The 10,104-nt window shown below is 28.2% G+C and carries 10 protein-coding genes; 6 read left to right on the top strand and 4 right to left on the bottom strand.

The annotated features are described in order from the left end of the window. The 4 genes from Q1J78_RS01285 to zupT form a co-directional block, all read right to left on the bottom strand. Positions 1-200: FeoB-associated Cys-rich membrane protein (locus Q1J78_RS01285; protein WP_300276040.1), on the bottom strand; the 200-nt coding region annotated here is incomplete at its 3' end. A gap of 39 nt (positions 201-239) precedes the next feature. After that, positions 240-2,234 carry a ferrous iron transporter B gene (feoB, locus tag Q1J78_RS01280; protein WP_300276038.1) on the bottom strand — a complete coding sequence of 665 codons (1,995 nt, stop codon included), beginning with the start codon at positions 2,232-2,234 and terminating at the stop codon, positions 240-242. Positions 2,235-2,309: 75 nt separating this feature from the next. Then, complete coding sequence (locus tag Q1J78_RS01275) at positions 2,310-2,525, bottom strand: FeoA family protein (RefSeq protein ID WP_300276036.1); 216 nt, start codon at positions 2,523-2,525, stop codon at positions 2,310-2,312. A 298-nt stretch (positions 2,526-2,823) separates the two neighbouring features. Further along, on the bottom strand, positions 2,824-3,627 hold the full coding sequence (gene zupT / locus Q1J78_RS01270) for a zinc transporter ZupT (RefSeq protein WP_300276034.1): 804 nt from the start codon (positions 3,625-3,627) through the stop codon (positions 2,824-2,826). A 351-nt stretch (positions 3,628-3,978) separates the two neighbouring features. On the opposite strand from zupT, the gene Q1J78_RS01265 reads away from it, so the two are divergent. From Q1J78_RS01265 to Q1J78_RS01240, 6 genes are all read left to right on the top strand, one after another. After that, positions 3,979-4,548 carry an HMA2 domain-containing protein gene (locus Q1J78_RS01265; RefSeq protein WP_300276032.1) on the top strand — a complete coding sequence of 190 codons (570 nt, stop codon included), beginning with the start codon at positions 3,979-3,981 and terminating at the stop codon, positions 4,546-4,548. A gap of 18 nt (positions 4,549-4,566) precedes the next feature. After that, complete coding sequence (locus Q1J78_RS01260; RefSeq protein WP_300276030.1) at positions 4,567-4,944, top strand: HMA2 domain-containing protein; 378 nt, start codon at positions 4,567-4,569, stop codon at positions 4,942-4,944. 44 nt (positions 4,945-4,988) lie between these two features. Further along, positions 4,989-7,199, top strand: a complete 2,211-nt coding sequence (locus Q1J78_RS01255; RefSeq protein WP_300276028.1) for a heavy metal translocating P-type ATPase — start codon at positions 4,989-4,991, stop codon at positions 7,197-7,199. 2 nt (positions 7,200-7,201) lie between these two features. Continuing rightward, the gene (locus tag Q1J78_RS01250; protein WP_300276026.1) at positions 7,202-8,056 is read left to right on the top strand and encodes a hypothetical protein; all 855 of its coding nucleotides are present in this window, start codon (positions 7,202-7,204) and stop codon (positions 8,054-8,056) included. A gap of 67 nt (positions 8,057-8,123) precedes the next feature. Then, a complete protein-coding gene (locus Q1J78_RS01245) occupies positions 8,124-8,393 on the top strand; it encodes a hypothetical protein (RefSeq protein ID WP_300276024.1) in 270 nt (89 codons plus the stop codon). A 654-nt stretch (positions 8,394-9,047) separates the two neighbouring features. Beyond that, on the top strand, positions 9,048-10,104 hold a 1,057-nt coding region (locus tag Q1J78_RS01240), incomplete at its 3' end, for a peptide MFS transporter (protein WP_300276022.1).

Raw genomic sequence — 10,104 nt, 5'->3', positions numbered from 1 at the left:
TTTTTTCTATCTTTTTTCTCTCCGCCACAACCACAGCTGCAACAAGAGTGTTCATCATTAGATGAATTTTTATTAGAGGAGCAAGTTTTAGATGATGGGCATCCTATACATTTAGCACCACTTTTTTTAGCTTTTACTATGTAATATATCGCGCCTCCAACAATAGCGACAAGTATAAGTATTATAATTATATCGCTCATTTTATAACCACTCCTTTCTATAAATTAAGATAAAATAGATTATTTAGCGTTTAAAGAATATTCTTCATCAAGTCTCTTATTAGTATTCATTATAAGTTTTATAATGAAAGCTGCTATTGCAAGAACAACTATAAGTCCTGGAACAAATCCTGCACCAACAGAACCAGTAGTTATTAATGTTCCTATCTGATAAACAAGGAATGCAATTGTATAACCAGCAGCGAATTGAAGACCAATACCAGCTAAAAGCCATTTTTTATCTTTTATTTCTGAGTTCATCGCACCTATAGCTGCAAAGCAAGGTGGTGTATAAAGGTTGAACATTAAGTAAGCAAGTGCTGCTACTGAAGTAAGTCCCATAGTAGTTGCAACTGTATTAGCTCCACCAGTTAATACAAGATCATCTACATTTATGAAATTAGTTAATCCATAAACTACTGCTATAGTACCAACAACATTTTCTTTAGCTATAAATCCAGTTATAGCTGCAGCTGCTAACTGCCAAGCTCCGAATCCAAGAGGTATTAATAATACTGCAAATGGAGAAGCTATAGAAGCAAGTATAGAAGTATTTTCCATTCCTTCTGGAACTAATTGTAACTGCCAGTTGAATGACTGCATTATCTGAACTAATGCATTACAAACAAGTATTATTGTACCAGCTTTTATTATGTAAGCTTTAGCTCTAGAGAACATTGAAAGAGTAGCTCTTTTTAAGCTTGGTATTTTATATTCTGGTAATTCCATTATAAAGAATGATTTTCTATATTTATGTCCAGTTATTTTTAATATAAGTAAAGAACTAAGTACAATTAATAGTATACCTACAAAGTACATTAAAGTACCAACCCAAGAAGCATCACTAAAGAATGCACCAGCGAATAAAGCTATAACTGGTAATTTTGCTCCACAAGGCATGAAAGGAGTAAGCATAGCAGTTGTTCTACGTTCTCTTTCATTACGAATTGTACGGCAAGCCATAACACCTGGTATTGCACAACCAGTACCTATAACCATAGGTATTATAGATTTACCTGAAAGTCCAACTCTTTTGAATATAGGGTCCATAACAACACTTACACGAGCCATATAACCACAATCTTCAAGTAAAGCTATTAAGAAATACATAACCATTACTAGAGGTAAGAAACCAACAACGGCACCAACACCACCGATTATACCATCAACAAGTAATGCTTGTAAGAAAGGAGATGCTCCAGATACCATTTCTGCTACATATCCTTGGAAACTTTCTATCCAACCAACAAGTATATCTGCAAGTAAAGGACCTAATTTTGACTGAGATATATCAAATACAAGCCACATAACTACAGCAAATATAGGTATACCTAACCATTTATTTGCTAAAACAGCATCAACTTTATCCTGAGTATTTCTATCTTTAGTTAAAACTTTACGAGTTTCAACTTCACTTACTATTTTATTAACGAAAGCAAATCTTTTTCTATCTGCTTCTTCAACTTCTTTTTTATCATGTAGATTTATATCTCCTTGATGATAAGGGGCAACCTGTTTTTTACCATTTAAAGAGATTGCACTTGCTGCAACATCAGCTATACCTCTTTCATTAGTAGAAACAGTAGATATTACAGGACAACCAAGAGATTTAGATAATTTATCTACATCTATTTTAGTTCCTTTTTTCTCTGTTATATCACTTTTATTAAGTGCAACTACTACTGGGATACCTAATTCAAGTAGCTGAGTAGTAAAGAATAAACTACGGCTAAGATTTGTTGCATCAACTATATTTATTATAGCATCTGGATTTTCGTGTTTTACATAACCACTTGTTATACTTTCTTCTGATGTGAAAGGAGACATAGAATAAGCTCCTGGTAAATCTACTGCTATAATATCTTCTGGTATAGTACAGAAGTTCTTTTTAAGAGAACTTTCTCTTTTGTCTACGGTAACACCAGCCCAGTTACCAACGTGTTCATTTTTTCCTGTTAATAAATTGTACATAGTGGTTTTACCACTATTTGGATTTCCTGCTAAAGCAATCCTCATTATTTTTTTCCTCCTTAATTTTATATTATGCTTTTATATCACTAGCTAAAATATAAATTATATAATTACAGTAAACTATTCTAAAATTATTGCCTGTGCTAAGTTTTCGTCTATATTGTATCTACCATCTTTAACAGATACTACATAACTTTTTCTAAAATGTGAAACAACAGTGATTTTTTCACCACTATAACATCCTAGTGAAAATAAAAAAGCATTTAATTCTTCATCATCTGTTTTTATATCCTTTATGATATATTCCTGTTCTAATTGAGCTTTTGTTAAATCCATTATAAAATCCTCCTAAAAAATAAATAGTTATATATAAGTCAATCAATTACATATATAAAAATAACATAAATAATAATCATTGTCAATGAAAAATAAATATCGAAATTATATCAATATTAATGTAGAAAAAATAAATACCCAATATATAAAAAAGAGAATTATATTTTAATTAGAAATGGAAATTGCATCGTTTGAAATTTTAAAATAAAAATAAATTTTATCATATATACTTTTATGAATTTTATTCTTAATTATAAAAGACTAATCTAAAATTAGATTAGTCTTAAAAGTAAAATATTTATATAAATAATAAAAGACTTACTGCCATTAAAATCATACCAGAAATTAAACCATATATAGATAGATGATGTTCTCCATATTCTCTTGCAGCTGGAAGTAATTCATCAAATGATATAAATACCATTATTCCTGCTATTGATGCAAATATTATTCCAAAAACAGTTTCATTAATAAATGGCATAAGAATTAACCAACCTATTAAAGCACCTATAGGTTCTGCAATTCCTGACATAAACGAATAAAAGAATGCTTTTTTCTTTGAACCGGTAGCATGATATATAGGAACTGATACAGATATACCTTCAGGTATATTATGTATAGCTATTGCAAAAACTATGGGAATAGCTAAAGTAGGATCCTCAATAGCAGATACAAAAGTAGCTAAGCCTTCAGGAAAATTGTGTAAAGAAATCGCTAAAGCAGTACACAATCCTGTTCGAAGGAGCTTTGTATTACAAGAGTTACAATTTTCCATCTCCTCAACCAATTTCAACTCATGTGGATTTTCTTCAGATGGAATTAATTTATCTATTAAAGCTATAATAAACATACCAGCAAAGAAAGAGAGAACAGTTAAAGATGTTCCAATTTTTTCACCATGTACAGAAACAATGGAATTTTGTGCTTCTGGAAATATTTCTATCATTGATACATAAATCATAACACCAGCTGAAAAACCTAAGCTAACAGATAAAAATTTTTTATTTGTATGTTTTGTAAAAAAAGCTATACAACTTCCTATGGTAGTACTAAGACCTGCCAAAAGTGTAAAAGAAAAAGCTATTAATATATTATTATTCATATAGATCCTCCTAATTCAAAAATTAAATGATATCAACTATCAATTGTAAATTAGCATAATAATTATTACTTGTCAACATATGAATTTTTCATGAAAAAAAGTACAAATAATTATTTTTAATAGACAAAATAGCTTTAAAAGGTATAAAATATAAAGTAAATAAAAATTATTGATAAAAAATCACAATAGATGAGAATCGATATAAATTGAAAATAATAAGTGATATAAACTGAAAAAAAATATTATTTTTCTCAAAAACATTGATTTTTTCATCTAAATGAGAATATAATTATAATATTATAGAGTGTTTTAACATAAAAATATATTAGTATATTTTAAGGAGAGATAAAAATGTATTACAAGAGAATAATGAGATTGGCAATGTTGACATTAGCAGGAAAGATGATAAGTGATGCTAATAAAAATAAATCAAAAAATAAAAATCATGTTAATGTAGCAGATTTTTTAGGAGTGGTAGAGGTTAAACATAGTATAAAAGGAAGAATAAGATACCATATACCTAAATTAAAAGGAAATAATGTACTTGCAGAACATATAATAAATCAATTATCAAAAGTAAATATGATAGGAAATGTAGAAGCAAATGCTATAACTGGAACACTTTTAATAAACTATAACTATGGAGAAATAGATCCTTCAATGATTACAGCAGCAATTGTAAAGCTTCTTAATTTAGAAAATGAAATCAAAAAGAAAAAGGATTCATTAGTCACTAGAGAACTTTCAAATGTAAAAGAAGTTCTTAATTTAGCGATTTATAATAAGACTAAAGGGGTATTGGATATAAGAGCGATATATTTAATAACAATAATTATATTTGCTATAAGAGGAATTAGAATGGCTCCAAAAATGTTACCAAATGGATACACAATGGTAAGATGGGCTTATAAAGAAATATAGTAAGTTTGAGGTGAGAATATGTTAAAGAAATTAGTTATATCAAAGTTAATGAAAATAAAAGTGGCTCACAGTATACCTGGAAGAATAAGATTTAAAGTTTCTACATTAAAAGATATACCAGAAGAATATATGATTTATGAAAAATATTTACATCAAGCACTTGAAAAATTAGATGGAATAGAATCAGTAGAGGTGCATAGAGTAACAGGTAGTATTTTAGTAACATATAATGTTAAAAAAACTTATGAAGAAAAAATTTTAAAATGGGTTGAAGTAATTAAAGAAATAGGAATTAAAAATTTAGACCTAATTGAAAAATACGGAGAAACAAACACAGATTATGTTGTCGATATAGTAGAACAACAACTAGATGAAGCTATTAAAAATTTTTGTTAATTAAAAATAAATATAAAAATAAATAGATAGAAAGGAGTATTGTAATGGCTAATAATAATTTATTATTAAAAAGTGAAATAAAACATAAAATAAATGGAAGAATTAGACTTAGATGTGAAGCTATTAAATATCTTTCAAGCTATAAGGAAGAATTAGAAGAAAGAATATTATCTTCATCATTTATAAATGAAGCAAGTATAAATAGTGTAGTAGGTTCTATGCTAATAAAATATGAAAATACTACAGATGAATCAAAAATAATTAGTTTTATAGATGGCATAATATCAGAATATGATGTAAAAGTATTTGCAGCTATGAGAGAAAAACAAAATGAGAGTGTAGTAGTTTCAGAAAAAAATGAAGAAACATCTAAAGATATAATAAAAAGATTAACATTAAATACAGCAGTTTTAGGATATTCTATAGCTAAAGGTAGATTTGGTTGGAAAGATTTCTACAGTGTAGAAAGATATGGAAGATTCGGGAAATTCCTAACAGTTCCAGCATTAGCATCAGTATATTTAAACAAAGGTTTAATTGAAAATGGTATATTTGGAGCGGTAAAAAACAAGAGATTAAATGCAGATACATTGACATTAACTTCTATAGCAGCGAGTTTAATGTTAGGAAATGACAAATCAGCACTTATGATAACTCTTTTATCAGATATAGCAGAACTTATGACAATATATACTATGGAAAAAACGAGAGATTCTATAAAAGAAATGTTCTCTGTCAATGAAGAAGAAGTATGGACAATAGATGAAAATGGTGTTCTTAAAAAAGTATCTATTGATGATATAGAAAAAGATGATATGGTAGTTATACATACTGGGGAAAAAATATGTGTAGATGGAGAAGTTGTAGATGGAGAAGCAGTAGTAGACCAAGCTTCTGTAACAGGAGAGTTTGTTCCTGCTGTTAAAAAAATTGGAGAAAAAGTATTTGCTGGAACAGTTGTAAAAACTGGTAATATAACTGTAAAAACAGAAAAAGCAGGTGATGATACTGTAGTTTCTAGAATAATACATTTAGTTGAAGATGCAGCATCTAAAAAAGCTCCAATACAGGATTATGCTGATAAATTCTCTAACTATTTAGTTCCATTTAACTTTGCATTTGCAGCTATTATTTATATGGCAACAAAAAGTCCAGCAAGAGCATTAAATATGATGATAATTGACTACTCTTGTGGTATAAAATTATCTACAGCAACAGCGTTCTCTGCTGCTATAAATAATGCAGTTAAAAATGGTGTACTTATAAAAGGTGGAAATTATTTAGAAGCAATGTCTAATTCAGACACATTAGTATTAGATAAAACTGGTACTTTAACAGAAGGAAAACCAACAGTAACAGATATAGAAGTTATAGACTCAGAACTTAGTGAAAATGAAGTATTAAAAATAGCAGGTGCAGCAGAAGAAACATCTTCACATCCAATGTCTACAGCTATAATTAATGAAATAGAAAAAAGAGGAATAGAAATTCCTGTTCATGGACCAGTTATAACTCATATTGCAAGAGGTATGGAAACTGATATAGATGGAAAAAGTGTTTATGTTGGAAGTAAGATATTCTTAAAAGAAAAAGGCATAGAAGTAAAAAATATAAAAGATTCAGAGAAAAAATTATCTTCAGCAAGTTCAAATCTTATATATGTATCATATGATGGAAAAATGTCAGCAATTATCGCTATAAAAGATAAAATGAGAGATAATATGAGAAAAGCTATAAATAATATAAGATACCAAGGTGTAGATGATATATTATTATTAACTGGAGATTTAGATAATCAGGCTAGAGAAGTAGCTACACTTATGGGTGTAGATAGATATAAAGCAGAACTTTTACCAAAAGATAAAGCAGAAGAAGTACTAAAATATCAAGCTAAAGGATCTAGAGTAATGATGGTAGGGGATGGTATAAACGATGCACCAGCTCTTGCATATTCAGATGTAGGTATAGCTCTTGGTGGTGGAAGTACAGATGTTGCTATGGAAGCTGCGGATATAACTATACAGGGTGATAATCCTATGATGTTGCCTACAATTATCGATTTATCAAAGATGACTATGAAGGTAGTAAAAGAAAACTTTGGAATGGTAATAGGAATAAACAGTGTAGGATTAATACTTAGTGCAGCAGGTGTATTACCAGTATTTTTAGGTGCAGTTCTTCATAACTCAAGTACAATTCTTGTTGTAGCAAACTCATTAAGATTACTATTCTTCAATATGGAGAGAGGTGTATAGTTATGAATAATCCTACTATAGTTGTAGCCCATAAAATAAAAGGGCGAATAAGAATAAAACTTTCTCATCCACTTAGAAAAGGTGAGGAATTAATGGAAGATCTTATAAAGAAAGATGAAATATATAAAGCTAGATATAATGATATAACAAAATCAGTTCTTATAGAGTATAATCCATATAGACTTAGTGAGGAAGAAGTTATAATTAGAGTTATAGCTATATATTCAAAAAGTTATGATATGATACCTATAAGATTAGTATATGAATCTAAAAAGAAAAATTTACCAGCTATGGCGTGTTATTCTTTAGCAATGATAGGAATTGGTGGGATTTCTAAGTATATTGCTATGAATCAAAGAGTATATGATTTTATAAATTGGGCAGTAGTAGGAACAACTATAGGGGCTATAGGAGAACATGCCTATAAGGAAGTAAATGAGAGAGGATATTTTGATCCTGAAGTAGTTTCTGTTATGTATTTAATTAATTCAGTAACAAAAGGAGAGTTTTTATTACCTTCAATAGTTACATGGGTTACTACTTTTGGTAGACATCTTATAGAATTATCATATGGTGGATTAATGATATCTGTAAGAGAACTAAAAAATAGAGATGGAAATACATATTTTGATGTATCTGTAAAACCAGATAATGAAATTTCTAGAAGTGCAGGAATAGTAAGAGCATTTTTAGAAAGATTTATAGAATTAGAAAGAAATTCTATGGGAAGATCTTTTATGGTGTCTGATAGAGGAATGAGAGGATATAGTGGTCAACTTTATGCAGCAGGAAAAGGAAACTGCTATATAGGAATGGATTGTAAAAGCTTAAAATTATATGAAGATGCTATAAAATAATAAAGACAATAAATTAAAATTTATTGAATAAAATTAATTATAATTGATAAACAAAAGGAGTGGTAATATGTTAAACGGTATAAACAAAGATCATATAACAGGAGCATTAGTTGGTGTTGGTGTATGTGCAGTAGGATATTATGCATATAAAAAAAATCAGGAAAAAGTTGATAACTTTTTAAGAAATCAGGGAATAAATATAGCTAATGAAAACTGCAAAGACTATGCAGCTATGAGCTTAGAAGAATTAATGGAAACAAAAGAAGCTATAGAAGATTTTATAGCAGAAAAAGAAATGATTGTTAATGATATGCCAAATGAAGCTTGTGCAGAATAATTTAAATTAGTTAAAAATTTAATAAGAAAAGTGTATTATTATTTAAAGTTTGTAAACCACTAAAGGAAAATTTCTTTTAGTGGTTTATTTTTTTTATTGGATGAGATATATTAAAATTTTTTTAATATGAATTATAAAGAAACAACTGAAAACGATTATTTTAAGTTGTAAGTTGTATTTATTAAATAAATATATAACACTGCTAAAAAAAATAAAATGTACAAATAAAAAAAATTTATTAATAATAAAAGTAAAATTAATAACTTTTTAATATTAATAATTCTTTAACAATAATAAAGATGTATCTTTAAAGTGCTAAATGATATAGACAAAAATATGAAAAACATGATAATATTTTATTTATCAAGGAGAAATTATAAGATTATTCAAAAAATTATTGTTTTACTAAGATTTAATAAGTTTATTAAATATAGTACAAAAATTTTTATCAATATGTGAAAACGATATTTTATATGTATTCTTGAAGAGGGTGTTAAGTATTATATTAAATAGGGTAATTTTTTATAATATTAATTTGTTCGGTTGGGATTCAAAAAGGGAGATTTGAATCCCAAAAAAATTAGCTTAACCCATAGTATATTCAATTAAAACCATAATTGGTTGAAAAATATATAAATTAGAGGGAGGATTTTTATGTCGTCAGAAAAAGTTAAACATCCTAAAGGACTTTGGTTAGCCAATATATCAACAGGAATCCAATGTCATTGTGGATATGCATTTTCATCAGTATTTATACTATTTCTAACAGCAGATGTAAGTGCAAATGGATTAGGTCTTAGTGTGGCTAAGGCAGCATCAATAATAGGTGTATTTACAGCTATAAACTATATGGGTTCTATTTTTGGTGGTTGGATAACAGATAATTATTTAGGAATTCAAAAATCACTTATATTAGGATCATTCTTAAATGGATTAGCATATTTGGTATTATTCTTTATAAAACCATCGATTGCAGGTATTTGGTCAGGTCTTATAATTTTAATCGCTGCCGGAATGTTCTTTAAAGGTCAAATAAGTAATTTAGTTGGTTCTCTTTATGGAGCTAAAGAATTTACAAGAAAAGATGCAGCATATGCTCTATATTATATGTCAATAAATATAGGAGCTTTCTTCGGACCAATAATATCAGGTCTTATAGCAGATAAATGGTTTGCAGAAATAGCTAGTAATGGAGAAATACTTTCTTATGGGTATAAATATATATTCTTAATGAATGCTATCTTAATGTTTGCAGTAGCAGTATTTATATATTTAACAGCTCCTAAATTATTAGGTGAAGTTGGTAAATATCCTGTAAATGGAAAAAGAGCTGTAAAAGCAGCAAAATCATCTAAAAAAGAAGTAGTTGAACATCAACCTTTAACAAAAACAGAAAAAAGTAGAATATGGTCAATGGTTATCTTATTTATATTTGTTGTTTTATTCTGGTCAGCATGGTTCCAAACTCAGACTTCATTCTCAATACTAATGAATGACTTAGTTCAGAGAAATATAGGTGGATTTACTATACCTGTTCCATGGTTAGTTGCATATAACTCAATATTATGTGTTGTATTCGCACCACTAATGGCAAAATTATGGTTAAAATTAGGTGAAAGTAAAAAGGGAGATTTATCTATACCTACTAAAATGGCTCTAGGAATGTTATTTACAGCAGGAGCGTTTGTAGTTCTTATAATAGGTATAAATA

Source organism: Peptacetobacter sp. (assembly GCF_029264495.1).
Taxonomy (GTDB): domain Bacteria; phylum Bacillota; class Clostridia; order Peptostreptococcales; family Peptostreptococcaceae; genus Peptacetobacter.
This window is presented reverse-complemented; position numbering and strand designations above follow the sequence as displayed.